At 71.0% G+C, this 24,233-nt stretch carries 26 protein-coding genes, 2 tRNA genes and 1 pseudogene; 18 read left to right on the top strand and 11 right to left on the bottom strand.

Annotated features, from left to right (window positions below; translation table 11 throughout):
• Positions 1-35 precede the first annotated feature (35 nt).
• Positions 36-111 (top strand) — tRNA-Lys (locus ACGFYP_RS07505).
• A 263-nt stretch (positions 112-374) separates the two neighbouring features.
• On the opposite strand, the pseudogene ACGFYP_RS07500 reads toward ACGFYP_RS07505, so the two are convergent.
• Positions 375-1,490 (bottom strand): annotated as a pseudogene (locus tag ACGFYP_RS07500) (tyrosine-type recombinase/integrase); the annotation flags it as partial.
• Entirely contained in the window at positions 1,487-2,131 is a 645-nt protein-coding gene (locus ACGFYP_RS07495; RefSeq protein WP_393487658.1) for a helix-turn-helix domain-containing protein, read from the bottom strand. The pseudogene ACGFYP_RS07500 and the gene ACGFYP_RS07495, both read right to left, overlap by 4 nt.
• 118 nt (positions 2,132-2,249) lie before the next feature.
• Between ACGFYP_RS07495 and ACGFYP_RS07490 the strand changes: the two genes are divergently transcribed.
• The 11 genes from ACGFYP_RS07490 to ACGFYP_RS07440 all read left to right on the top strand — a co-directional run bounded on the left by ACGFYP_RS07490 (position 2,250) and on the right by ACGFYP_RS07440 (position 9,846).
• Entirely contained in the window at positions 2,250-2,477 is a 228-nt protein-coding gene (locus tag ACGFYP_RS07490; RefSeq protein ID WP_393487656.1) for a hypothetical protein, read from the top strand.
• A gap of 362 nt (positions 2,478-2,839) precedes the next feature.
• Positions 2,840-5,056, top strand: a complete 2,217-nt coding sequence (locus ACGFYP_RS07485; RefSeq protein ID WP_393487653.1) for a phage/plasmid primase, P4 family — start codon at positions 2,840-2,842, stop codon at positions 5,054-5,056.
• A 307-nt stretch (positions 5,057-5,363) separates the two neighbouring features.
• On the top strand, positions 5,364-5,756 hold the full coding sequence (locus tag ACGFYP_RS07480; protein WP_393487651.1) for a hypothetical protein: 393 nt from the start codon (positions 5,364-5,366) through the stop codon (positions 5,754-5,756).
• Positions 5,741-6,052: a hypothetical protein gene (locus tag ACGFYP_RS07475; protein WP_393487648.1), complete on the top strand. Its 312-nt coding sequence runs from the start codon at positions 5,741-5,743 to the stop codon at positions 6,050-6,052. Before ACGFYP_RS07480 ends, ACGFYP_RS07475 begins: the two co-directional genes overlap by 16 nt.
• A gap of 28 nt (positions 6,053-6,080) precedes the next feature.
• On the top strand, positions 6,081-6,377 hold the full coding sequence (locus ACGFYP_RS07470; RefSeq protein WP_393487646.1) for a hypothetical protein: 297 nt from the start codon (positions 6,081-6,083) through the stop codon (positions 6,375-6,377).
• On the top strand, positions 6,377-7,360 hold the full coding sequence (locus tag ACGFYP_RS07465; RefSeq protein WP_393487644.1) for a hypothetical protein: 984 nt from the start codon (positions 6,377-6,379) through the stop codon (positions 7,358-7,360). Before ACGFYP_RS07470 ends, ACGFYP_RS07465 begins: the two co-directional genes overlap by 1 nt.
• Complete coding sequence (locus tag ACGFYP_RS07460; protein WP_393487642.1) at positions 7,360-7,512, top strand: hypothetical protein; 153 nt, start codon at positions 7,360-7,362, stop codon at positions 7,510-7,512. The genes ACGFYP_RS07465 and ACGFYP_RS07460 overlap by 1 nt, the downstream gene beginning before the upstream one ends.
• A gap of 271 nt (positions 7,513-7,783) precedes the next feature.
• A complete protein-coding gene (locus ACGFYP_RS07455; RefSeq protein ID WP_393487640.1) occupies positions 7,784-7,984 on the top strand; it encodes a hypothetical protein in 201 nt (66 codons plus the stop codon).
• A 2-nt stretch (positions 7,985-7,986) separates the two neighbouring features.
• On the top strand, positions 7,987-8,523 hold the full coding sequence (locus ACGFYP_RS07450) for a DUF6879 family protein (protein ID WP_393487638.1): 537 nt from the start codon (positions 7,987-7,989) through the stop codon (positions 8,521-8,523).
• Positions 8,520-9,383, top strand: a complete 864-nt coding sequence (locus ACGFYP_RS07445) for a helix-turn-helix domain-containing protein (protein ID WP_393487636.1) — start codon at positions 8,520-8,522, stop codon at positions 9,381-9,383. Before ACGFYP_RS07450 ends, ACGFYP_RS07445 begins: the two co-directional genes overlap by 4 nt.
• Positions 9,384-9,660: 277 nt before the next feature.
• Positions 9,661-9,846: a hypothetical protein gene (locus tag ACGFYP_RS07440; RefSeq protein ID WP_393487634.1), complete on the top strand. Its 186-nt coding sequence runs from the start codon at positions 9,661-9,663 to the stop codon at positions 9,844-9,846.
• A 184-nt stretch (positions 9,847-10,030) separates the two neighbouring features.
• On the opposite strand, the gene ACGFYP_RS07435 is transcribed toward ACGFYP_RS07440, so the two are convergent.
• The 7 genes from ACGFYP_RS07435 to ACGFYP_RS07405 form a co-directional block, all read right to left on the bottom strand.
• Complete coding sequence (locus ACGFYP_RS07435; protein ID WP_393487629.1) at positions 10,031-12,085, bottom strand: ATP-binding protein; 2,055 nt, start codon at positions 12,083-12,085, stop codon at positions 10,031-10,033.
• 78 nt (positions 12,086-12,163) lie between these two features.
• Entirely contained in the window at positions 12,164-12,343 is a 180-nt protein-coding gene (locus ACGFYP_RS07430; protein ID WP_393487627.1) for a DUF6257 family protein, read from the bottom strand.
• Positions 12,340-12,648 (bottom strand): hypothetical protein, encoded by a 309-nt coding sequence (locus ACGFYP_RS07425; RefSeq protein WP_393487622.1) that lies wholly within the window; start codon positions 12,646-12,648, stop codon positions 12,340-12,342. The genes ACGFYP_RS07430 and ACGFYP_RS07425 overlap by 4 nt, the downstream gene beginning before the upstream one ends.
• Positions 12,645-13,421 carry a DUF2637 domain-containing protein gene (locus ACGFYP_RS07420; RefSeq protein ID WP_393487619.1) on the bottom strand — a complete coding sequence of 259 codons (777 nt, stop codon included), beginning with the start codon at positions 13,419-13,421 and terminating at the stop codon, positions 12,645-12,647. The genes ACGFYP_RS07425 and ACGFYP_RS07420 overlap by 4 nt, the downstream gene beginning before the upstream one ends.
• Positions 13,418-13,636, bottom strand: a complete 219-nt coding sequence (locus tag ACGFYP_RS07415; protein WP_393487616.1) for a hypothetical protein — start codon at positions 13,634-13,636, stop codon at positions 13,418-13,420. The genes ACGFYP_RS07420 and ACGFYP_RS07415 overlap by 4 nt, the downstream gene beginning before the upstream one ends.
• 41 nt (positions 13,637-13,677) lie before the next feature.
• On the bottom strand, positions 13,678-14,430 hold the full coding sequence (locus ACGFYP_RS07410; protein WP_393487614.1) for a Rad52/Rad22 family DNA repair protein: 753 nt from the start codon (positions 14,428-14,430) through the stop codon (positions 13,678-13,680).
• A 346-nt stretch (positions 14,431-14,776) separates the two neighbouring features.
• Positions 14,777-15,073, bottom strand: coding sequence for a hypothetical protein (locus ACGFYP_RS07405; RefSeq protein WP_393487611.1), 297 nt, complete (start codon positions 15,071-15,073; stop codon positions 14,777-14,779).
• Positions 15,074-15,238: 165 nt separating this feature from the next.
• Between ACGFYP_RS07405 and ACGFYP_RS07400 the strand changes: the two genes are divergently transcribed.
• Positions 15,239-16,978, top strand: coding sequence for a DUF2079 domain-containing protein (locus tag ACGFYP_RS07400; protein ID WP_393487609.1), 1,740 nt, complete (start codon positions 15,239-15,241; stop codon positions 16,976-16,978).
• A 17-nt stretch (positions 16,979-16,995) separates the two neighbouring features.
• Here the strand turns inward: ACGFYP_RS07400 and ACGFYP_RS07395 are convergent, their stop codons facing one another.
• Positions 16,996-17,523 carry a pyridoxamine 5'-phosphate oxidase family protein gene (locus tag ACGFYP_RS07395; protein ID WP_393487606.1) on the bottom strand — a complete coding sequence of 176 codons (528 nt, stop codon included), beginning with the start codon at positions 17,521-17,523 and terminating at the stop codon, positions 16,996-16,998.
• A 129-nt stretch (positions 17,524-17,652) separates the two neighbouring features.
• Between ACGFYP_RS07395 and ACGFYP_RS07390 the strand changes: the two genes are divergently transcribed.
• Positions 17,653-20,718 (top strand): ATP-binding protein, encoded by a 3,066-nt coding sequence (locus tag ACGFYP_RS07390; RefSeq protein WP_393487603.1) that lies wholly within the window; start codon positions 17,653-17,655, stop codon positions 20,716-20,718.
• 252 nt (positions 20,719-20,970) lie between these two features.
• On the opposite strand, the gene sigJ is transcribed toward ACGFYP_RS07390, so the two are convergent.
• Positions 20,971-21,846 carry an RNA polymerase sigma factor SigJ gene (gene sigJ / locus ACGFYP_RS07385; protein WP_393487599.1) on the bottom strand — a complete coding sequence of 292 codons (876 nt, stop codon included), beginning with the start codon at positions 21,844-21,846 and terminating at the stop codon, positions 20,971-20,973.
• A gap of 285 nt (positions 21,847-22,131) precedes the next feature.
• Here sigJ and ACGFYP_RS07380 point away from each other — a divergent pair, with 285 nt between their 5' ends.
• From ACGFYP_RS07380 to ACGFYP_RS07365, 4 genes are all read left to right on the top strand, one after another.
• The gene (locus ACGFYP_RS07380) at positions 22,132-22,611 is read left to right on the top strand and encodes a rhodanese-like domain-containing protein (RefSeq protein WP_361958105.1); all 480 of its coding nucleotides are present in this window, start codon (positions 22,132-22,134) and stop codon (positions 22,609-22,611) included.
• 74 nt (positions 22,612-22,685) lie between these two features.
• Positions 22,686-22,759 (top strand) — tRNA-Met (locus tag ACGFYP_RS07375).
• A 117-nt stretch (positions 22,760-22,876) separates the two neighbouring features.
• Positions 22,877-23,617 (top strand): TipAS antibiotic-recognition domain-containing protein, encoded by a 741-nt coding sequence (locus ACGFYP_RS07370; RefSeq protein WP_393487594.1) that lies wholly within the window; start codon positions 22,877-22,879, stop codon positions 23,615-23,617.
• Positions 23,618-23,788: 171 nt separating this feature from the next.
• A complete protein-coding gene (locus tag ACGFYP_RS07365; RefSeq protein ID WP_393487591.1) occupies positions 23,789-24,190 on the top strand; it encodes a hypothetical protein in 402 nt (133 codons plus the stop codon).
• Positions 24,191-24,233 lie beyond the last annotated feature (43 nt).

Below are 24,233 nucleotides of genomic sequence, written 5' to 3'. Positions count from 1 at the left end.
GAGCGATACGGCTATGCTCGGGGGTGTTGTGCCAAGGGCCATTAGCTCAATTGGCAGAGCAGCGGACTTTTAATCCGTTGGTTGTCGGTTCGAGTCCGACATGGCCTACCAACAGCGTCACCCTCGGAACCCTCGTTGACCTGCGTCGACGAGGGTTCTTCGGTTTTCGGGGCGTGGTCGGCGGCGGAATCCGTAGCCGGGGTGGTCACCGAGTGGTCACACACGTCGTCAGGAGGCGTCACAGGCATGGCCTTACGGGTGCGCGGAACCAGTGCGGAGGCGCGGTCCGCAGCGTCCCGACCGACACCGCCCAGGAGATGCGAGTAGGTGTCAGACGTGATCGTGATCGTCGAGTGGCCCAATCGCTTGGACACGATGGCCATGTCGACCCCGGCCGCCAGCATGAGGGACGCCTGACCGTGGCGCAGGTCGTGCAGCCGCACCCGGCGCAGGTCGGCCTCGTCGACCAGGGAGACGAACAACTTGGTGACATCATCCGGGCGCAGCGGCTTCCCGTCCTCCCGGGCGAACACCAGGCCGTGGTCCGCGTACGCCTCGCCCCACGACTGCCGCTCGTCCCGCTGGCGAAGCTCGTGGGCGAGGAGCGCGCCCACGGTGACCTCGTCCAAGTCAATGACCCGGTTCTCACCGGATGCCGTTTTGGGCTTCCCGAAAGACATCCCGAGGTGACCGGCCTCGCAGTACGGGCACTCCGCAGGGGCGAGCTTGTTCTTCTTTCGGCCGGACTCCTGAACGACTTGCTGGCGCACCACGATGGAGCGGCCCATGAGGTCCACGTCGTCCCAGCGCAGCCCGACCGCCTCGCCCCGGCGCAACCCGGTACCGGCGATCACCTCGAACAGTGAGCCGAGTCGGTGGGAGCCGATGGAGTCCAGGAACTGGCCCAGCTCCTCAGGCTCCCAGGGCGTCACCTTCGGGCGCTGGGCCGCAGGCAGGTCGACGTCCTTTGCTGCATTGAAAGTGATCAGCCGCCGTCGCACGGCGGTGGAGAGCGCGCTGCGCAACGTTGCGTGGACGCGCCGGATCGTCGCAGCCTTCCGTTCCCCGTTGTCCAGCGTGGTCAGCAACTGGTCGACGTGCGAGGCGCGCAGATCCTGGAGCCGGACGCGACCTAGCTGCGGTTCCAGGTACTCGTCGATGTGGCTGCGGTAGGCGCGCAGCGTGGAGGGCCGTAGGCCAGCGCGCTCCTTCAGCCCCACCCACGTACCCAGCCATACGGCTACGGTCTGACCTCCGTCGTGGGTGTAGCTACCCTCGTTCACCCGGCTGAGGAGCTTGTTCAGCTCCTTCTCGGCATCGTCGGAAGTCCGGAACCCACCCTTGCGGACCTGCTTGCGCTTGCCGTCCGGGCCGAACCCGACGTCGGCGACGTAGTACCAGGCGCCGTGGTCCTTGCGGCAGTTCTTCCGGCGGCCCTTGCCGTCGTACTGGGCGGGGCACTTGCAGCGCTTGTACGTGGAGCCCTTCACGCCTGACCCCCCTCGTCCTCGTCGATGTGGTGGAGTCCTGGCGGCAGATCAGGAAGTCGAGCGCCAAGGCGCACAAGCTCACCTCGGACGCGGCGTAGCTCCCTCTCGGCGCCGTCGACCATGGTGGTTGCCCACTTGACCCGGGACTCTGCGGACGAATCCTGAGCAATCTCAGTGACCCAACGGGCCACTTGCTCAGACTGCCTGCGCCACTCGTCCACCTGGCGCTCGTGGGCTCGGTAGATGTCGACCAAGGCGAAGTCCTCGGAGGGGCCGATGCCCTTGGAGGCCCAGACCTGCCAGCGCTCCCCGGCGAACCAGGTCACCGCCTCATACGCGGGAACCTCCTGTCCGGGCAGGATCTCCACGTCCTTCTGTTGGTCGATGGGCACGGCCAAGGCGGTCGGCGATACTCCGAGCGCGGCGGCCAAGACGACCAGATCGGGCACCGTGACCGACTGTCGCAAGCCCTTCTCAAGCTTGGCGATGACCGTCCGGTCCAGCGGGTGCCCGAGGTCTGCGCAGCGGTCGGCGAGAGCCTGGGCGGTGATGCCCTTCTCGCCGACGCGCTTGCGGAAGTACGCGACGCGCTCACCGACGCGGCGAGCGATCACGGCGTTCCAGTTCTCAGTTTGTGCCATAGCGGAACAGTATCCCGGACGCATCGACCTTGCAAGCACGCTGGGTGGACGTTACGGTGAGTGCGTGGACGGTCGAAATGACCCCACGAATCGACCACTGCGGAACAAGGAGTTCCTCATGCGTCCCCAGACAAGCCGTGCGGGCATGTCGGCCGAGGATGCTCGCCGCCTCCCCGTCTCCTTCGGACTCGACACGGCGAACCGGGCCCTGAGCCTCGGGCGTGCCAAGGGCTATGACCTGGCCAAGCGCGGTGAGTACCCGATCCGGGTCCTGCGTATCGGCAACGCGTACCGCGTTACCCGGGCCGACCTGCTCTCACTGCTCGGCATCGCTGACACCGCATGAGAACGGCCCCCACCAGGCGCGCCAACGCCTGACAGGGGCCTCGCCCATCCTCAGAAACACCGGAGCCCCGGGTCACTGGCCAGTGAACCCCCGGGGGCTCCTGCAAAGAACGGACCACATCCCATGGAAGCACAGGGAGACGCCGAGACCGGGCCGCCAGTCGCGTACTGCCGAGCCGAGCGCGCCAAGCACCATGTGTGGCGCCTTGTCGTCGACGACTGCCCGTTCTGCGGTGGTAGGCACACGCACGGCGGAGGGTCTCGACGCAGCGCCCCTTACTACGGCGTTCGGGTCACCAACTGCGTCACTGACCGCCTTACCGGCTACCAACTGCGGCCCGTCGAGTCGGTTCGGGAGGCGTCGTGAGAATCGCCCACGCCGACTTCACCGACGCGCTTGCGGCGGCGGGGTGTCGGCAGACGGGACGGGACAACTGGCAGTGCCCCGCCCATGACGACCGCAACGCCTCTCTGTCCGTCAGGGAAGAGAGCGGCGGGGACGAGACGCTCTTTCACTGCCACGCCGGTTGCGACTACCGGGCCGTCATGGACGCTCTCGACCTGAAGGCGGGTGCGGCGGAGCGACGGGACGCCCCAGGCTGGGCCTCTGTCGACTACGGCGCCCTGGCCCGGCAGTACCCCTACTGCGACGAGAACGGCACGCTGCTCTACACCGTGCACCGCCTCCCGGGTAAGCAGTTCCGCCAGCAAGCCGCAGACGGTACGTGGTCGATCAAGGGCATCCGGCACGTGCTCTACCGGTTGCCGGAAGTGCTCCAGGCTGTGCAGGAGGGCCGCCCCGTCCACGTGGTGGAGGGGGAGAAGGACACCGACGCGCTGAACAAGGAAGGGCACGTTGCCACCTGCAACAGCGGTGGCGCCAAGCAGTGGCGAGACGAGCTCGTCGACTCCCTCACGGGTGCGTCGATGGTGACCGTATGGCAGGACAAAGACGAGCCGGGGCGCGAATGGGCCCGGCAGGTCACGGCATCCCTGGCTAAGCGGAGCATCCCCCACCAAGTGGTGGAGGCGGCGGCGGGAAAGGACGCGTACGACCACCTTGCGGCTGGCTACCTCGCCGCCGAGGCCGTCCCCGTGGAGGGTGACGGGTCGGCCGCCGCCCCGGTGTCGACCACTGCTGTGGCGGGAGGCCGAGAGCTTCCCGGCCCGGACAACCCGATGGCCGTCGCTCGCGCCCTCCTGCCCGCGTGGGACCACGACGGGCTCCCGACCCTGCGGAACTGGCGGGGGCAGTGGATGCGCTGGGAGGGGCCGTACTGGGCGGAGATCGACGACGCGGCCATGAAGGCGGACCTGTACCCGAAGGTGGAGCACGCCACCTTCACCACGGTGAACAAGGAGGGGGAGCCCAAGGTGATCCCGTGGGCCCCCAACCGGCGCAAGGTGGCGGACCTTCTGGAAGCGGTGGCGGCCGTCACGCACCTGTCCTCCTCCACGGATGCGCCGGCGTGGCTCGGCGGAGCGGGCAACCGCAACGTCGTGGCGTGCCGGAACGGCATCCTGGACATCCGGACTCGGGAGCTCCACGCCTCCACGCCCGCGTTCTTCAACCTCGTCTCGTCACCCCTGGACTACAACGCCCAGGCGCCCGAGCCCACCGAGTGGCTGAAGTTCCTCAAGTCCCTGTGGCCGGACGACGACCAGGCGATCGCAGTCCTTCAGCAGTGGTTCGGGTACGTCCTGTCCGGGCGTACCGACCTCCAGAAGGCCCTGTTGCTCGTCGGTGAGCGACGGTCCGGCAAGGGCACGATCGCGCGCGTCCTCACGGCGCTGATCGGCAAGGGGCACGTGGCCAGCCCGACCCTGGCCAGCATGGCGACCAACTTCGGCCTGTCCACGCTGATCGGGACGCCCCTGGCGATCATCGGGGACGCCCGTGTCCCCCGTACGGGCGCCCAGCAAGTTGTCGAACGGCTGCTGAGCATCACGGGTGAAGACAGTCTCGATGTGGACCGGAAGTACCGGGACCCGTGGACCGGCCGTCTGCCCTCCCGGATCATGATCCTGTCCAACGACCTGCCCAGCTTCGCCGACGCCTCGGGAGCGGTTGCCTCACGCCTGGTCATCCTCACCCTGACCCGGTCCTTCCTGGGTAAGGAGGACACGGGCCTGGAACAGCGCCTGATCGCTGAACTGCCCAGCATCCTCACGTGGGCACTGGAAGGACTCGACGGCCTGACGCAGCGGGGACGGTTCGTCGAACCGTCCTCGTCCGCCACGGCCGCGGCACTGCTCGCCGAATCCGTCTCGCCCATCCGGGCCTTCCTGGACGAGTGCTGCGTCAAGGGCCCCGAGCACTCGGTGGCGATCAAGACGCTGTACGCCGCATGGCGGGACTGGTGCACGCAGACAGGGCGCGACCATCCCGGTACGGAAGCCACGTTCGGAACCAAGTTGTTCAGCGCAGTCCCGGCGCTGCGCAGGACGCGGAACAGGCTGCCGGACGGGTCCCGGCCGTGGGCCTACTCCGGGGTGGCCATCGGGAACACGCCCCGCCCTGCTGGCTGCACCTGCGGAGAAGAGCGGGACCCCTGGTGCCCGGCTGGTCACGATGCGTAGGGCAACGGTGCCGCCCGGCATGGGTGGTCCTAGCGCGGTCCTAGCGCGGTCCTAGCGGTGAAACGCACAAAACCGCAGGTGGTCCTAGCGGTCCTAGCGGTCCTAGCGATTCGAGAAAGTCCCCTCACGCGAGGGAGGGGGAGACACCCCTCACCCCTAACGCCAGTGAGAGAAACATTGGCGCGCCGCTAGGACCACTAGGACCACCCAGACCGGCACCGCCTCTGACCTGCGGTTTCTCTGGTCCTAGCGCTAGGACCGCCCCTAGGACCGCTAGGACCACACCCACCCCCGAGAGGAGAGACCGATGACGACCGTTATCGACCAACCTGACAAAGCGACCGCCGTGGCCCTGCTCGCCCGAGGCCTGTCCACCGAGGCAGTCGGCCGAGAAATCGGTGTCGACGGTCGGCGGGTCCGCCGTTGGCGAGAAGCCCCGGAGTTCCAGGCCGAGGTGGAGGCAGCCCGCCGGGCGATCCTCGCCGAGGCGGTATCGGCCCTCACCGCCGCCGTGCGGGACGCGGTGAGCACCCTCCACGAGTCGCTGGAGGACTCGTCGGCCGCCGTCCGCGTCCGGGCCGCCTCGGAGATTCTCCGGGCCCTCCCGCTACTGGCCGACCACGCCGAGCTGGAAACCCGTCTCACGGCCCTGGAAGCCCGTCTCAACGAACAGGAGCAGCCGTCATGGCAAGCCGCCTGAACGCCCGTCTGGCGCGCCTGGAGCAGCGCTCCGACGACCGCCCCACCGGTGCCCAAGTCGACCGGGTTCTGGAACTGGTTACCCAGGTCGAGGACATGGGCGGTGAGCCGCTCGCCATCGAACTCCACGCCCAGGCGTGCCCACGTGGATGGGCAGGCCACCCTCCCCTCCGACACCCCGACACGGCCCCCGAGGCGGCCACGCTGGCCTGGTTCGTGGACGTCACGAGCGGGCGCCACAAGCTCCCCGGGTTGCCTCCGCTGTGCCCGCTCTGTTCCGACACCCCCGCCAACTGACCCCCACGCACTGACGAAGGGACGACACGTGCGCATCTTCAAGCCCCTGGCCAAGGCGGTTGCAGCCGAGACCGTGGCTGCCATCACCCCCGCCATCGACGACCTGACCCAAACGGTCGGCGACGTGTCCCGGACCGTCGGGGACATGAGCGTGCTCGTCGAGCGGATACAGGGCAATCTCGACCTTCTCCTGGCCCGGGCCGAGGTGATCGAGGCGCACCGGCCCGGGTGGCTGGCCACGGCCAAGCCCTCCGAGGTTGACCAGATGTGGGCCACTCTCACCTCCTCTCCCGCTCGCCCCGCCCCCTCCAAGGAGACCCTGTGATGTCTCGTCGAAACCGCCGTATCCGCCCCGAGGCGGCCCCCGCCACGCCCGTGGAGGCTTCCGTACCCGTTCCGGAGCCTTCGGTGTCCGCCGACCAGTTGAAGGCCCTCACGGACAGGCTGGCCGTCCTGGAGCGGCAGCAGCAGACCGACGCCGGGCCGTGGTCGCCGGTCACCGCCCGCCGACGCGAGCAGGACGCGTGGCTCGCGTCCAACACGCGTACGGACGGCCCAGATGCGTGCCCGGTCTGCGGGCGCCTCGGGGACGAACAGCGGCGCCTCGTAGGAACGATGTTCCGGTTCTCCCCGGCGTGGGTCTGCTTGGCCTGCGTGGACGTGATGGTGCCCGGCTACGGCACCGCTTGCTTCACCACGCGGACCATGGGCGAGACCCTCGATCGGCTCGCGTGCCTTGCCGCCGGGATGGACCGGCCTACTCGGTCCTTCCGTGCACTTGCTGCCCGCTACGGGCTGACCTTCAGTCTCGCCAAGGACAGTGATGTGGGGGACGGAACGGCCTGGTCCCACCTCGGGGACCTGACCCTGTGGCGGGAGGTCGGCGTCAAGGCGCTCCGACGTGACGATGCCGGGTTCGGTGTCTTCCCGGTGGTCTCCGCATCCGTACTCCGACCCGAGGTGGAGTTCAAGTTCGTGTACGACGCCAGCCTCGGGCGTCGTAGCCACACGCCAGTGGCCAAGCCGATGGACCCGCCCAGTGCTACGCAGGCAGCGGCTCGGCTCGCTGCCGAGGAGACGGCCATCGAGGCGGCACTTGTGGACCAGGAGCGTCAGGCCGCCGAGCGGGCGGAGGAGGCGGCTCGGAGGGCTGAGCGGGCACGGATCGAGGCGGAGTACCAGGCTGCTGTCCGGGCGCAGGAGGCCCTCTTCGAGCAGCACCGTCAGGAACTCCGCAAGGCAAGGGCGAAGGTGTTGGAGTCCGCAGACACCCGGGCCGACTTCAACGCGATCGTGCAGGGCCTGTGATGCCCACGTTCACGCCCCCGCCCACGGGCGACCAGTTCCATGAGGCGTACTGGCGGGCACGGGAGGCGCTCGACGGTGAGCGGGCGGCCCGCAGGGCCGAGGAGCAGCGCGACGCGTACGAGCGGGATCACCCGGTGCAGTCCGGGCAGTAGGACTCCGGCCCGCCACCCGAGACGGTGGCGGGTCTTCCCTTTGCCTACCGAGGCCCGGAATCCAGCGGATTTGATATCCGTTGGCAGCCCCAAAGCCGCAGGTCACTGCCTGGGTGGTCACGAGGTGCTCACGCGAACGGGACGCCTGCGGAGCTTCGATTGCGCGCACGCTCACTGCCCCCGGTGTCGCGGCGCAATCTCGCGCAACTCCCGCCCGCCACCGTCCCGGGCGCTGCATGCTGGTGGCTCGCCATCGAGAACGGAGCACACCGTGACCCTCCGCTTCATCGGAACGACCAGCGAGCACGGCAACTGCCCCACCCTGTACGAGGTCGTCGAGACGGGAGACATCGTCGTCCAGGGCGACGTGATCGACGCCGAACACCTGGCCCAGCTACGGGACCTCGGCGTCAAGGAGACCGCCGTCGTCATCCCCCGTGAGCTGCTGACCCGCTTCGCCCCCAAGGAGTGACCGTGCCCACCCTGATCCCCTTCGAGGAGATCGCTTACCTGTTCGCCGACTTCCAGCACACCGCGTTCCGGCTGGAGACCCGACGCGGCTACGCCACCGATGCGGTCGGCGCCCGCTTCCACGCGTTCATGCGGGGCACCGACCCGCAGCCCGAGCCGGACCACCCGTGGAACGTGAACGTGCGGGGGAAGGCCGAGCAGGGCGCCCGGTTCGCTCGTGTCCGGATCATCGACGAGCCGCCGACCGACGGGCAGCGGTTCCTCATGGCCGCCGCCGCCGGGAACGTGGAGGCGGGCGAGGACATCCGCGTCATCACCCGGGCGGAAGCCGATCGGCTCGGGCTTCCGGGCTGGGACTTCTGGCTGTTCGACTCCCACACCCTGGTCCGGATGCACATCGACGACACCGACACCACGACCGGCGTCGAGGTCGTGGAGGACCCCGCCGAGGTACTGGCCGCGTGCCGCGCCCGTGACGCAGCCCTGGCGGCGGCTGTGCCTTCTGCCGACGTGTGGGCGCGGGTACGTTCGTCCGTGTGAGCACGGACTTTCAGAGCGGCCGTGAGGCCCTCGGCGCGCGCCTCACGGAGCTGCGCGCCGAGGCAGGCCTGAACGGCAAGGAGTTCGCCGAGCGCCTCGGCTGGCAGCGCTCGAAGGTGTCCCGTCTCCAGAACGGACGGCAGACCGCCACTGCCGAGGATCTCCAGGCGTGGGCGGAAGCCGCAGGGCACCCCGACGCGGCTCCCGAGTTACTCGCCCGACTCCGAGGCCTGGAGTCCCAGCAACGCCACTGGCGCCGCCAACTCGCCGCTGGCCACGCCCCGGTGCAGGATCGGTACGTCGTCGAGTACCGGCGCACGGCCACGATGCGGGGGTACGAGACCACCGTGATCCCTGGCCTGTTCCAGACGCCGGACTACGCCCGCCACCTCCTGGTCCAGAACGCAGAGTTGATGAACTCGCCACGGGACACCGAGGCCGCCGTGCAGGCCCGGATGCGGCGCCAGGAGGTGTTGTACGAGGCGGGGAAGCTCTTCCGGGTCCTCGTGTGGGAGGGCGCCCTCTACGCGCTCGTGGGCACGCGTGAGGTGATGGCCAGCCAACTGGACCGACTGGTGGGCCTGATCGGCATGAGCACCGTGGAACTCGGCATCGTCCCCCTCGGTGCACCGATGGCGCTCACCCCGAAGCACGGCTTCTGGATCTTCGACGAGGAGCGCGTCATCGTCGAGACGATCAACACGGAGCTGCAATACGACTCGGCCGACGATGTCGCCCTGTACACCCGCGTCTGGGACCAGCTTCACGACGCAGCCGCGTACGGGGCGCAGGCGCACCGGTTGATCGCCCGCGCGCGAGGAGCGGTTGCAGCACAGTCGCAACCGTCGCCAACCTCCTGACGGACCCGCGCAATCCCGCGCAACCGGCCGGACGAGACCCCGCCGCCGTTCCTACCGTGCTGGTCATGGCCACAGAGACGAAACAGCCAGCGGCCGTGGTGCTGCCGCGTATCGGAACCCTGACCCAGCGGCAGCAACGCGGCCAGGACTGTGTGTGGTGCGGCGTCACCCTCGTCCCGGGCAACGCGGTCGACCTTGGCCCCCGGCGCCTGCGCATAGGGGACTGGTCCACCCGCTGGTTCCCACGGGCATGCCGACGCCATCCCGAGGGGCTGTGATGGGGGTGTACAGCGCGAGGATCTGCGCCCGCTGCGACAAGCCGATCACCGGCCCGTACGAGACGGTGACGCCGTTCTCTGTGAGCGGTGCCCGGCCGAACGCCTACTACCACCCCAAGGACTCACCGGACTGCGGGAAGCCGCCGCCGAGTGACTGCGGACGGGCACCCCGACCGCTCACCTGAACTGCCCGCCCATGGTCACGGCGGACCATGGACGGGCGGACGATACGGGCCCCGGAGAGCGATTCTCCGGGGCCCGCGCTGTTGCCTCCCCCGACTCCCTAAGCGGTCATATGCCCAGGTCAGATGGGGGAGACGGTATCGGGGAGGCGGGCAGGGAGTTCTCCCCGCCTCCCTGGCGCCTCCCTCACCCGAGGGCGCTCTCCTCCCCGGCCGGGACGCGCATCTCGATGGCCGTCTCGACGCGCTCCCGGGAGACCACCATCACGCCGTTGGACTTGTACGCCGGTGCGCCCGCAGCCTCCAGGACCTCGCCCAGATCCCCCGGCGTCCACTCCCGGTACTCACCCGGGTTCCGCTCAGCCAGGCGCTGGAGAACCTCCTGCGTCCGCATCCGGGTCACGTTGCCGAGGACGGAGGCGATGTCGGACAGTGCGTCCTTCTCCTCGACCACGGCCAGGCGCGCCACCGTGGCGACGCCGGACCGCAGGGCCTTCGCCCGGTCGGCGATGGCCTCCGCCTGGGCGTCGTCGACGTAGTGCGTACGGACGTTGACGGACACCTGCCCCGGGGCCAGCTTCACTCCCTCTCCGGCCAGGACCAACTGCCCCTTGTCCACGCCTTGGCGCAGCTTGTGCGGTGCGGCACCGGCCTCCACGGGCGACTCACCCAGCGCCATCTTCGCCTGCGCCTCGGTGCCCAGGACCAGGGCCGCCCGGATGTGGTTGCCCTCCCGGGACCGCTTCGGCAGGTTCTCGTTCGTCGGGTCCTGCGTGCCCTCCCAGATCGTCACGTTCACCGCACGGCCCTGGTCGTGGATGCCCTTCACGGCCTGGAAGTAGCGGCTCGTGGCCTTGCTGCCGCCGTACGGCCGCTTGTCCAGGCCCATGGCCCCGGAGCCGTACGCCACCTGCGCCTCGTCCACGATGACGACCAGGGGCGGGAACACCGTGCCCTTCGGTGCCAGAAGGCGCCGTTGCATCTCCTGGAAGACGCTCTCGACCATCTCCGTCACGGCCACCACGTGCTCGTCCGTCGGGCCCTGGACGAGAACGGCGGCGACCCCGTCGAACATGTCCCAGTCACCTACGCCCTTCAGGTCACCGATGCGGAACTCCACGGTGGGGTCCAGGGCGAGCCACAGGGCTAGGGCCCTGAGTGAGGCGGTCTTGCCCTGGTTCGAGAGCCCCGTGATCAGGAGGTGCTTTTGATAGAGGCTGACCAGGACTGCGTCCCCGCGCAGGTCCACGCCCCACGGCGCGCGCCCGTTCTTGTAGTCGCCCGTCAGGGTCTCGTCCAGGACCAGCGGGGACGGGCCGATCGGCTCGTCCAGGGCGCCCGAATCGGCGATCCATAGGCGCACCGTGCGCGCCGCCGGGGCCACGCTCACGTACACCTCGTGTTCGTGCCGGTTCAGGTTCTCCGCCAGCTTCCGGCGGCGGTTCATGACTTCCTCGGTGGACGATCCGATGGGGAGCGTGACGTCCACCTCGACACCGCACCCGGCCAGGGTGATGGGCCCGAGCATCGACGCTCCCGCGTCGCCCATCTCCTTGATTGCCTTGGTCAGGGCCGAGACCCCGAGGTCCCGCAGCGCCTTGACCACGATGGACGGGGTGACCGGCTCGCCCTCGCCGGTCCGCTCCCGTGCGGGGAGGGCCCACTGCGGCGCTGTGTGCTGGCGTCGGCCTACCGCCCACAGACCGGCGAGCGCCAGCCACGGACCCACGGTGACCAGCGGCCCCCACACGACGGACGCGATGACCACCGCCCAGTGAAGAACGTCCATGACGAACAGCGTCGGGGCGAGGACGTCGGCCACGTCACCCGTCGAGTAGGCCATCACGCCCCCGAGGACGAGTAGCCCGGCCTCCCCGGCAAGGACGCCGACACCGGCCGCCTTGGCGGCCCGCTGCGGGGCGGTGAGAAGGTCCATGCGCCGCGTGTGCCGGGCCGCCCGGAACGCTGCTCCCCGGGCCTCCCAGTCGGCCGCCAGGTCGATGTTCCCGGCGGCCTCCGCAGCGCGCATCATCCGCTCGTACCGGGCCGCCGTGCGCCCGTCCCACGCCCGCTTCGCCACGATGCGCGTTCCCCCGGCCAGGTACAGCGTGTGGCGGACAGCGGCGCGCCCGGCGGCGCGGGTGCGGTCGTGCGTGACGACGATCCGCAGCCTGTGGCGGGCACGGGGCGCGGGCTTGGGGGTTGAGTCCGGCTGGTTCTTGAACAGCTCTACGACGGTCATCTCAGCGTCCTGTCTCCCCGCGTGGGGCACAGTCGGGGGCGGCCGACCCAGCAGGTACCGGCCGCCCCTGGGGAGTGGCTACTTGGCGTTCTTCTCGGCGCGCTTACGGGCGCCGTCGATGATCCGGTTGACCTTCCGCTCCAGGTCGCTGCGGTCGGCGTTCTCGCCCGCCAGGCAGCGCTTCGCCATTCGGGCGACGTAGTACGCGATCCGGGTGTGCTCACCCGCCGTGAGCTTCGGGTAGTCGTCGCTGGTCACGGCTTCTTGCCCTTCTGGTAGTCGGCCCACAGGCCACGGAGAACGAGAACGCAGATGGTCAGGGCCACGGCCGAGATGGCGAACGCCATGACAGAGATGGCGAGAGTGACGAGGAGGAACGGGGCGGCGACACCGGCCGCGAGCCACTTGCCGTTGCCGCCCGACTGCACCGGGGCCGGTGGGTGCTGGCACCCCTGGTGCTGGGTGAGTTGCTGCGCCTGGAGTACAGCGGCGATCAGGGCGAGCTGTTCGGAGTTGTGTGCGGCTTCCACGGCATCCCGGGCGGCCTTCTCGATGTCGCTCATGACGCCCCCTCGGTGACCACCTGGCGGCGAAGGTCGGCCGCCTCCCGGCGGGAAATGCCGAACTCGTCCCGAAGTCGCTCGATGGTCACCCCGCGCCCGCCCGAGGTGACCACCTGGCGGTGGAGCCTTCGGGCCTCCCGGCGCAGGTCAGCCGGGGTACGCGTCACAACCTCAGTGACCACCTGGCGGTGGGCCTCAGCAGGTACCGCAGTGGTCACCTTGCTGGTCGCCCACTCATCCCACATCAGTGACGCGGCGGGCAGGGCGATGACCGGGTGAGTGACCAGCGGGAGCGGCTCCGTGTCGGCCCGGTCGATGGTCGTCGTGGTGGTTACCTCGGGCTCGATGTCGCGACCGGCGAGCGCCTGGTGGACCTGGCGCATGAGGGCGCCGAACGCCAGCAGAGCGGCCGTGGGCGGCACGGCCGCCACCACGTAGTCCAGGAGCGGCACGGCGCCCGGATCGCGCGTTCCGGTCACACCGGCCACGTTCAGGACGATGGACCCGACGGAGCCGACCGTGGTCAGGCCGATGGCCCACCCGTCCACGCGCTTGGACAGTGCGGCCCGCAGCATGAGCAGCTCGCCCGCCACGATGAACAGGTCCAGGGTCGCGGGCCAGGCCCACGCCCGCTCCCGGGCGGTGCCCAGGCCGTGGGCCAAGGCGACCTCGGCCAGGTGCGCGTAGGACAGCCAGAACGCGGCGCCCGTCAGGGCGATGATGACGAGTCCGGCAGCAATGGCCAGGGCCCGCGAGGAGTTGATGCTCTTCACTGCTTTCCGTCCTTCTTCTCGTCGCGGAACGTGGCGTAGTCGCCAGGCGGGTACACGTAGTTGGTCAGCGCGCCCTCAGCAGCTACGGCGGCAGCGCCCAGGCCAGCCACGACGTAGGCGGTGACGGTGCTGTGATCGGCCGCCGTGTCAGCGATGACCGAGGCGGCCTGACTGGCGCGGCGGGCGGACGCGGGGGAGCCGTCGGTGTTCGTCATGGCGCCGTACAACGCGCTGCGTGCGCGGTCGCGGAGCCCCATTACGACGCCACCGCCTTGGGGGTCAGGCGCTCGCCGTGGAAGGAGAGGACGTGGGCCAACGGCATTTGACCGGCGCCGGGAACGGTGACCGTGATCCCGAGCAATCCCTTGTCGGACGCCTCGCGGTAGAGGGCCCGCACCATCTCCAGATCGGTGGCGGCCTGTGCCGATCCCACCGCGCCCTGGGCGAGCGCAGCCAGCTTGTCCTGAGGGGGCTCCACGGCCGCCGCCTGCTCGGAGGTGCGCTTCGTGACGGCCGGGGGCTCAGGGTGGCCCAGGCTGCGGTTCACGACCGCGTCTGTTGACCCGTCGTCGTACAGCGACAGGCCGAACTGGTCACCGAGGTTCACGGCCGCCCGCTTGAACGCCTGTGAGTCGGCCGTCTTCATGGCCAGGTCGTGTGCGTCTGCGAGGCTCGGCTGATTCGTGGCGTCACCCATGGCGACCCCGTGGTAGCGGGCGAGTTCCTGGCCGTCGACCTTGACGGTCAGCACGACCGTGGCGCGGTAGATGACGGTCCACCTGGACTTGTTGTTCGGGTTGTCCGGCTTGTGCTCGGTCTCGCGGACCAGCGTCATGTCCTGGAGTTCGGTGGAGAAGCCACCGAACCCGAACACGCGCAGGAGCGTCCGGCGGATGTCCCACGCCTCGACGTGGGCGAACCCCTTGCCGTCCCTGCCGATCCGGGACGGGTGGATGGGGGCCAGAAGGAATGCGGTCTGGTCCGGGGTGAGGGTTGTACGGTCGGTCATGGGTCAGGACTCCTTGATGCGAAGGGGTTCGGATCAAGGCGCCGTTCGGTGGTTGCACACCGGGCGGCGCCGCTGCGTGTCGGAGGTGGTCACGTGGTCACGCGAGTGGTCACGGACGCGTCGTAATGAGCCGACACAGAACGGCACGGAGCGGCGGGGAGCGGGCCCGCTGACCTGCGGGAATGAGAAGGAACGTCACCGGTCATCACCCGGCATCACGTTCGGATTCGAACTTTTAATCCGTTGGTTGTCGGTTCGAGTCCGACATGGCCTACCGCTCGCGGGCGGGGGAACCCCCTCCGACCTGGCGCTGAGCGCCCCACCTGGTTTCGGCCGGGTGGGGCGCTCAGTCGTTTCCTGGCCCGTGCGTGAGCGATGCGTGAGCGGACGGCCCGTCAGCCGATGGGATGGTGGCCAGAAGCACCACCACGGGGAACCTTCGCCGCAGCATGAGGGCGAACAGCGCGGGCGGGCACACGAACGCGGCCGTGGTGTCGAGTTGGCCGTGGAGCGTGAGCAACTCCAGGGCGGCGGCCACGGTGACGAGTACGTCGACGGCAAGGGCCTTGCGGCGGCGGCTTCGGTGCGGCGGGCCGGAAGCGGGAGACGGATCCTGGGCCGATCCGGGCACGGTCGTGCTCATGTGGTGCTTCCTCGTGTCTCACAGGTGTGGGCCGCTGCGTCGCCTCCGGCCGTATCGCCGAGCCGTCATGCGCGGGTTCCGCCGCGGTGCCGCGCGAACCGGTTGCACCGGTCGGGAGAGCTTCGTCGTTGGCAGGTGGACAGGGCGGCACGTAGTTTTCGGGGCATGAGCGCCCCACCGATACGCGAGCCCGAGCAGGTCGCGGACCTCCAGGCCTCCGACGTCCTTCCGGAGCCGCGCAAGGCCGGGGAAGTGTCGGAGGCCGGGGCGCCCGGCTCGGCTCGGGTACGTGGCTCGGCTCGGGTGCGGGGCTGGGCTCGGGTGCGTGGTTCGGCTCGGGTGCGTGGCTGGGCTCGGGTGCTCGGCTCGGCTCGGGTGCGTGGGGGCGGCACCGTGTTCGTCTGTTTCCTCGTCTGCTTCGCGCTGGGGCTGCAGTCTTGGACGGCGCTGCGGGTGACCGGATTCGATCTCGGGATCTTCGACCAGGCGGTGCGGGCGTACGCGCACTTCGATCCGCCCCGGTCGCCGATCAAGAGCGTCCACCATGAGTTCCCGCCGGACTTCACGCTCCTGGGCGACCACTTCACCCCGCTCCTGGCCCTGCTGGCCCCGCTCTACTGGGTCTGGGACGATCCGCGCTCGCTGATCCTCGCCCAGGCCGTGCTGTTCGCGGCGGGCGTGCCGGTGATCCGCCGGATCGCGCGGCACTGCTTCGCCGAGGCCGCCCCCGCCGTCGCCCGGCGGGCGGCCGACGTGAGCGGGCTCGTGTACGCGACGGGCTGGCCGCTCCTGAACTCCTCGTACACCGGCTTCCACGAGGTCGCCTTCGCCGTACCGCTCACGCTCCTGATGCTGGAGCGGGGTCTGGCGCGCCGCTACGGGGGCGCGGCCCTGTGGGCGGCGGCGCTGTGTCTGGTGAAGGAGGACATGGGTCTGGTGGTCGGGGCGTTCGGTCTCGTCCTCGCCGTGCGCGCCCACCGGACCCGGCAGGCGACCGGCCGGGCGGTGGGCATCGCCCTCCTCCTGGGCGGACCGCTGGTCGTCGCCCTGGTGGTCGGCTGGTTCCTGCCGGCCATGGGCAGCCCGCCCGGCTACTACTGGAGCTACGGCCGGCTCGGGGCGGACGGCGGTGAGGCCCTACTGACCGTACTGACCGAGCCGTGGGTGCTGCCGGCGGTCGCGTTCACGCCGTTCGTCAAGGTCGTGATCCTCGCGTGGCTCCTGGGGACGCTCGCGTTCCTGCCGGTCGGGTCACCGACGCTGCTGCTCGCCGTACCGCTGCTCGCGGAGCGCATGCTGTCCGACAACCCGAACCACTGGCCGGTGGTCAACCACTACGACGCCTTCCTCTGGCCGATCCTGCTGACCGCCGCCCTGGAGACCCTCGCGCGCCTGCACCGCCGGGAGCGTCCCGTGTGGCGGGCGTGGGGCGCCCGGCTGTCCGTCGCCGCGATCACGCTGAGTACGGCGGCGGCCCTCGTCGCCGGTCTCGGCCTGCCGTTCAACCCGGGGTCCTGGCAGCCCCGCCCGGACAAGCGCGCGCTCGCCGCGGCCGCGGAGCTCGTCCCGGACGGCGCGACGGTGGAGGCGGACAACACCGTGGCCCCGCGCCTGACGGCCCGTACGCACGTGGTCCTCGTCGACGCGACACCGCGCGGGGCGGACTGGGTCCTGCTCCGCGTGAACGACCGGACCTTCCCCTTCGCCTCCCTCACCGAACAGCGGCAGCGGATCGCGCTGCTGCTCGACCACGGGTACGAGCAGGTACGGAGCGAGGACGGGGCGGTCCTCCTGCACCGGGTCCGGGACGTCCCGATCCCCGGCATGCGCGTACCCGGCCCGGACAGCACCCCGGTGCGCGAGCAGGTGCCGTCGGACGTGGGACGCAATCCCTTCCTGCGGTAGCCGGTTCACAGAGCCGCTCAGTCGGTCAGCCAGTGGCCGTCGCGCATCAGCTCGCGGCCCTGGATCTCGTCGGCCTCGCGCCAGGCCTGGACGCGGCGTGGGGTGATGCGGAACCAGCGGTAGGGGGAAGCCGCCGACGCGTTGCCCGACCCGTTGCCCGACCCGTTGTCCGACGCGTTGCCCGACGCGGTGTCGGACCTGCGCGGGTCGAAGCCGGTGCGGGCGGCGAAGCGGTCACCCCGTTTCCGGGGGAGCGCGTCGAGCGCGAGGACCTCGACATCGCCGTCGATCATGGTGACGTCGCGGGTGCCGCCGAGCGCCAGCCGTACGGTCCCGTTCGCGGTCAGGTTCCGGCCGGTCGGACTGTCCGCCAGGGTGGCGGCGAGCAGGTCCTCGCCGTCCCAGTCGAAGGAGAGCGGCACCAGGTACGGTGCGCCGTCCGCCGAGGCGCTCGCCACCCAGAGGTCCACGTCGTGGGCGAGCCGGTGCTCGGTGTCGCGGCGGCGCTCGGCGCGGGAGCGGGGCGGGGTCGCGTTCTCGGACATGGGTGCTCCTGAAGTGGGGTGTCGGGGTGGCTCGTTGCTCGCCGTGGTCACAGCTTCCGCCCGCACGGGGATCGGACGCATCCGTGCCGAACACGGAACGGCCACCGACGTGCCACCGATAATGGGCCGGTGTCCAAGCCCCTGATATCCGCCCGGGAAGCCGACGTCCTCGCGCTGCTCGGGGAGTACCTCAGCAACGCGGAGATCGCCGCCCGGCTGTTCATCTCCGTACGCACCGTCGAGTCCCACGTCTCCTCGATGCTGCGCAAGCTGGAGGTGCCTGACCGGCGCGCGCTCTCCCGGCACGCGGCCGAACGCGCCCGCGCCGACGACCGGCCCTCCCGCTCCGCCCCCGCCCCGCTTCCGGCCCCGCTGACCGCCTTCATCGGCCGACTGCGCGAGCGCGGGGAGCTGGCCGAGGCGGTGAAGGCGCACCGCCAGGTGACCGCCGTCGGCCCGGGCGGTGTGGGCAAGACGCGGCTCGCGCTCGCGGTCGCGGCGGACGTCGCCGACGAGTTCGCCGACGGCGTGTGGTTCGTCGACCTGGTCCCGGTCACCGATCCGGAGCGCGTGGGCGCGGCGGTCGCCGCGGCCCTCGGGGTGGGCGAGCAGCTCTGCGGCGGCATCGACGAGGCGGTGCTCGCCGCCCTGGCGGACCGTCAGGCTCTGCTCGTCCTGGACAACTGCGAGCAGGTACGGGACGGCGGGGTCGCGCCCTTCCTGGAACGGCTGTTGACGGCCTGCCCCCGGGTGCGGGTCCTCGTCACGAGCCGGGCCCGGCTGATGGTGCCCTTCGAACGTGCCTTCTCCGTACCGCCGTTGTCCCGTGCCGGCGCCGACGATTCGGACGCGGTGGCCCTGTTCCTCGACCGGGCGGGGGCTGTCGGCGCGGGGCGCGTGGTGGGGCTGCTGACGGATCCGGCGGTACGGGAACGGGTCGTGGCCCTCTGCGAACGGCTCGACGGCATGGCGCTCGCGATCGAACTGGCGGCGGCCCGCTGCGCCTCGCTCGGCCTCGACGGCCTCATGGCCGGCCTCTCCGACCAGCTGCGCATCCTCGCGGGCGGCCCCCGCGCCACCGACCGGCACCGCTCGGTGCGGGCGGTCCTCGACTGGAGCCATGAGCTGTTGGAGCCGGTGGACCGGGCGCTGTTGCGCCGGGTGTCGGTCTTCGTCGTGCCGTTCACGGCCGAGGCCGCGGCCGAGGTGGCCGGGTTCGCCCCGCTGGATCCGGCCGCCGTCGCCGACGGGCTCGCCCGGCTCGCCGAGCAGAGCCTGCTCACGGTGACACCGTCCGAGACGGGTACGCGATACCAGGCGCTGGAGACGATCCGCCAGTACGGGACGGAGCGCCTCGCCGACGCCGACGAGCTGACCGCCGTCCGTACGCGGCACGTGGGCTGGTGCCTGGCCCGCGCGTCGGAGCTCGCGGAGCGGACGGACTCGGCGGAGCGGACGGACTTGGCTGACGGGGCGGCCTTGGTGGGCCAGGCGGCCTCGATGGGCCGGGCGGCCTCGATGGGCCGGGCGGACCTGGTGGGCCGGGCGGACGTGGCGGGCCGGGCGGCCTCGGCGGGGCGGGGTGGTGAATGTGCCGACTGGCGTGCCCGGTTCGACGCCGTGGCGGACGACCTCCGGGCCGCCCTCACCTGGTCCGCCGCCCACCCGGACCGCCGCACGGACGCCCACCGTCTCGCCCTCGCCCTGGCGGGGTCGGCCTTCACCCGCAACCTGCTGGGCGAGTCCCAGCAACGGTACGAGGAGGCGGCTGCGCTGGCGGGCGGGGCGGGGGCGCCCGACGGTACGGACACGGTTCGCCCCGCGGACACGGTTCGCCCCGCCGGCCCGGCTCGCCCCGCCGACACCGAGGCCGGGGCCCTGCGGCTGGCCGCTGCCGTCGCCGGGTGTCGCAGGCTCGGGGACGACATGTTGCGCCTTCACCGCGCCGCCGCGGAGGCCGCCCGCCGGGCCGGGGACACCGCCGGGGCCGGTCGGGACCTGGCGGCCGCCGCCACCGTCGCGTACCGCTTCTCCAGCGAGTTCACCCTTGTACCGTCCGTCGAGGACGTGACGGTCCTGCTCAAGGCGGCGCGGGAGCTGGCCGGTGACGACCCGGCCGCCGAGGCGGCCGTCGCGCTCGCCGAGGCGGCGGTGATCGCGGACGCGTTCGGCGCGGTCCAGGGAGACACCGACAACACGGCGACGGAGACGGTCGCCCGCGCCGAGCGGGCCGTCGGGCTCGCGCGCCGCACGGGCGACCCGGTCGCGGAGTCCGCCGCCCTCGACGCGCTCTCCGGCGCCCAGTGCTGGGCGGGGGAATCCTTCGCCGCGGCCGCCGCCGCCCGCTGCCGCATCGAGATCCTGGACGAGGGCACCCGTACTCCCGCCCGTACCCCGGCCGGCACCCCCGCCCGTACGCACGAATTGATGGACGCCCTCGCCATGGCCGCCGGAACGGCCCTCGGCGTCGGCGACCTCCCGGCCGCACGGCGGTGGGGCGCGCAGCTCGCCCACCACCCGCTCCTGGCCGAGGTGGGCCACCACGCCATGTCCTGGCTCCTGGTCGCGGACGCGTTCGCCGGCCACGGTGACGACGTCCTCACCGGCAGCGTGCGGTTCCTGGACGCGTGGGAGCAGAGCGGCCGCCGCCGCTCCTTCTCCCTCGGCCCCGCCGCCGCGTCGGTCGCTCTGGTCCACGGCCTGCGCGGCGACGACGACGCCCGGGCGAACTGGCTCGCGATCGTCGACCGGGCGGGTACGGGGGACGAGTACCGCCATGGCTACGGCGCCGTCCTCGACGCCCTGGTCCTGCTGCACCGGGGCGACCCGCACGCGGCCCTGGAGCGGGTCGAGCCGGAACCGGAGCGGGTGTGGAAGTGGGTCTCCTGGGTCTGGCTGCACTGGTACGTGACGCTCCGCGCCGAGGCCTCGGCGCTCGCCGGGCACCCGGACGCCCGCCCCCGGCTCGCCGCGGCCCGTACGACGGTCGCGGGCAACCCGGTCGCCACCGCCCACCTCGACCGGACGGAGGCGCTGCTCGACGGCGACACCCCGCGACTGCTCGCGACCGCCGCCGCGTTCGACGCGGCGGGCTGCCGCTACCAGTCGGCCCGCACCCTGCTCCTGTCGGGCGGCGACCACACGCCCGCCGGTACGGCCGCGCTGACCGCGCTGGGTCTGGCAGCTGAGGTGTAGGGGGCGTCACGTCGGCACGCGGCCGGTGCTGACGCGGCGTCACACCTCGCGCCGGACCTGCACCGGGACCGGACCCGGACCGGGCTCGGGCTCGGGCCCAGAGCAGGCCGGGGCCCGCGCGAGGTCCCGGCCGCGCCCGAGCCCTGCCCGAGCCCTGCCCGAGCCCTGCCCGAGCCCTGCCCGAGCCCTGCCCGGCCCTGCCCGAGCTCGGGCAGGGCCGTCCCGCCGCCCCGCCGCGCCCCCGAACCCCCCTCAGATCCCCAGCGTCGCCAGCCGCTCCGGGTCCGCGATGATGTCGATCTGCGTGATGCGGTCGCCGACGATCGTGAAGGCCATGAGGCCGGCCGCCCGGCCGCCGTCCACGTACGAGACGATGCCCGGCGCGCCGTTGACCAGCACCTCCCGGTAGTCGCGGCGGAAGCGGGCGAAGGTGAGCGCCTGGCTGATGACCGCCTCGGCGCCGCGCACGAGCTTCGAGGCCGCCGCGAGCGCCTTGCCGCCGTCCGCCCGCAGGAGCACGTCCGGGTCGAGGACCGCGAGCAGGCCCTCGAAGTCACCGCCCTGCGAGGCCGCCATGAAGGCGTCGACCACCTCGCGCTGGCGGGTGATGTCGGGCGCGGGGCCGGGCGTCGCCCCCTGGACGCGACGGCGGGCCCGGCTGGCGAGCTGGCGCGTCGCGGCCGGGGTGCGGTCCACGATCGGGGCGATCTCGTCGAAGGACACCGCGAACATGTCGTGCAGGACGAAGGCGAGCCGCTCGGCCGGGCCCAGCGTGTCCAGGACCACGAGCAGCGCCAGGCCGACCGAGTCGGTCAGCAGCGCCTCCTCCTCGGGGTCGGTCGTGCCGTCCGCGCCGCGCACCAGAGGATCGGGAACGTAGTACTCCAGCGGGTCCTCGCGGCGTGAGGCGCGCGAGCGCAGCATGTCCAGGCAGACACGACCCACGACGGTGGTCAGCCAGCCGCTGAGGTTCCGTACGTCACTGGTGTCGGAACGGCTGAGCTTGAACCACGCCTCCTGGACGGCGTCCTCGGCCTCGCTCAGCGAGCCGAGCATCCGGTAGGCGACCGCCTTGAGGTGGGTGCGGTCGGCCTCGAAGCGTGAGGCCAGGAGGTCTTTGTCGTCCATCGGTGCGTCTCCCTCGTCGAACCCGTCGAAGTCATCGAAGTGATCGAAGTGATCGACGTCCTCGAACTCATCGGACTCATCGAACTCATCGATTCCGCCGTCCGTCCCCATGACGGAGGGCGCGCCTGAAACGTGACAGCTCCACCACCCGGAACCCCCGGAAGCGTCCGCTGCGTGAGATCCCCTGTCGTCCCCCGCCCAACGCCCGGAATTCCCCGGCGGAGGCGTCTCTCCTCCGGGATTTGCCACTTCAGCGCCGTGATCTTCAACCGTAGATTTTCATGTATGACGACAACCGCGCAGGTCAACGCCGTACTTCGTACCCCGCCCGCCTCCCCGCAGGCCGCTGCCGCCTACTTCTCCGCCAGCCTCGCCTTCCACGCCGACGTCTCCGACGTCGCGAGCGCCATCGCCGCCGACGGCGACCCGGGCTTCGTGGTCCTGGACTCCCGCTCGACCGCGTCCTGGGACCAGGGCCACGTCCCCGGCGCGATCCACCTGCCGACCGCGCTCATCGCCGAGCAGGCCGAGCAGCTGCTCGACAAGTCCGTCCCCGTGGTCACGTACTGCTGGGGCCCCGGCTGCAACGGCGCCACCCGCGCCGCGCTCGCCCTCGCCCAGCTCGGCTACCAGGTGAAGGAGATGCTCGGCGGCTTCGAGTACTGGGTCCGCGAGGGCTTCCCGTACGAGACGTGGGAGGGCCCCGAGAAGAAGGACGCGGACCCGCTCACCGCCCCGGTCGACTCCGAGGACTGTGGCTGCTGAGGCAGCCGCTGAGATCCCTGCCGTGAAACGGATTAGGGGATCGGCTCCCCATGCCGTAAGGTCATATTCACCGACGCGGGGTGGAGCAGCTCGGTAGCTCGCTGGGCTCATAACCCAGAGGTCGCAGGTTCAAATCCTGTCCCCGCTACTCAGTAGCAACGAAGGCCCGGATCCAGTCACTGGATCCGGGCCTTCGTCGTACCCGCTCCGCTTCCCGTCTTCTCCGCTTGACCTTTACGCAACGTCAAGATTTAGCGTTCTCGGTATGGAGTGGTCGATCCAAGAGATCGCCAAGAAGGCGGGCACCACCAGCCGCACCCTCCGGCATTACGGAGAGCTCGGACTGCTGGAACCCAGCCGGATCGGCGCCAACGGTTACCGGTACTACGACCAGGCGGCGCTCGTGCGGCTGCAGCGCGTTCTGCTGCTGCGCGAGCTGGGGCTCTCGCTGCCCGCCATCGCCGAGGTCCTCGAAGGCCAGCGGGACCCGGCCGCCGCGCTGCGCACCCATCTCCTCCTGCTCGAACAGGAGCGGGAGCGGATCGGGCGGCAGATCGCGGCGGTGCGGACCACTCTCCACAAGACCGAGAAAGGGGAAGAGCTCATGGCCGAGGAAGTCTTCGACGGCTTCGATCACACGCAGTACGAGGAGGAGGTCAGCCGGCGCTGGGGCCGCGACGCGTACGAGAAGGGCGACCGCTGGTGGCGCTCGCTCAGCGCCGAGGAGAAGCAGGACTTCATGGACCGGCAGGCCGACATCGCCCGTGCCTTCGGAGACGCGGCGCGGGACGGCCTGGCGGCGGACAGCGACGAGGTCCAGGCGATCGCCCGGCGCCACGTCGAGTGGCTGTCGAGCACGACGACGCCCACGAAGCAGTACGTGACCGGCCTCGGCCGGATGTACGTCGACGACCCGCGCTTCACCGCCCACTACGACAAGTACGGCGAGGGCACCGCCCTTCTCGTCCGGGACGCGATCACCGTCTACGCGGAGCGGAATCTGTAGCGGTACCCGCCGGGACCCGCCGGACCTGTAGGGGATCCGCCGCGGTCCGTAGGGGTTCCGCCGGGACCCGTAAGGGATCCGGCGTGGCGCGTTGCCCGAAGTAAACGCCGGCCAAAACCCGGCCCGCCTCTTTGCGGTCGCGCGGAGCCGCACCGTAGGGTCACGCGCACCATGCGTGACGAGACAGTGACTGACGTACGACGGCGGGCGCCCGCCGTCCTCGTCCTGCTCGCTCTCCTCGCGCTCCTCGTGAGCGTCTGCCACGGGTCGCACGGGCACGTGCTCCCCACGACCGGCACGACCGGCACGATCGACGCGACCCGGACGGCCACCATCTCCGCCCCCGCCCTGCCGCACGGCTGCGAGCGGTCCGGGGAGTCGTGGTCCTTCGACGCCCATCTGCCCACCCAGACGGCCCCGCAGCCTGCGGCGCCCGACGTCGACGGAGCCGTGCTGCTCGCCGACGAAGAGATCTTCCCCGCCGATCCGCACGCGCGCTGCGTCCGCGACCGGGCGGGACCCGGGCCCGAGCCGGGTCGTCTGCTGATCGCCCTCGGAGTGAACCGGAACTGAGCCGGGTCGAACGACACGACACGACCAGGCTCCCTTTCGGCGT

The organism is Streptomyces sp. NPDC048370 (genome assembly GCF_043200825.1).
Lineage (GTDB): Bacteria > Actinomycetota > Actinomycetes > Streptomycetales > Streptomycetaceae > Streptomyces.
The sequence above is the reverse complement of the archived record's forward strand: the minus strand, read 5'-3'. Positions and strand labels throughout refer to the sequence as shown.